This window comes from Rhizobium ecuadorense (assembly GCF_001187535.1).
Lineage (GTDB): Bacteria > Pseudomonadota > Alphaproteobacteria > Rhizobiales > Rhizobiaceae > Rhizobium > Rhizobium ecuadorense.
Window position 1 is genome coordinate 1 of sequence record NZ_LFIO01001274.1, and the last position, 219, is coordinate 219.

A 219-nucleotide genomic window follows, 5' to 3' on the forward strand; every position below is an offset into this window, starting at 1 on the left:
GATGGCATCAAGGGCGTGGCGCAGATTGTCGGAGACGGCGAGCATGTCGCGCGCGAAACCCGCGACGGAATAGGACTTGGCATCCTTCACCTCGCGCTCGGTGCGCCGGCGCAGATTGTCCATCTCGGCAGCAAGGCGCAGATAGCGGTCGCGTAGTTCGCCGTTTTCGGCTTTCAGAAGCTCGATCGGGTCCGGCTGGGCGGGCTCTTGCTGCGCAGT

The 219-nt window shown here is 64.4% G+C and carries 1 protein-coding gene; it reads right to left on the reverse strand.

Annotation, left to right across the window (positions count from 1 at the left end; all coding sequences use genetic code 11):
• Positions 1–219: nucleotide exchange factor GrpE (gene grpE, locus AF337_RS27215; RefSeq protein WP_082336875.1), on the reverse strand; the 219-nt coding region annotated here is incomplete at both ends.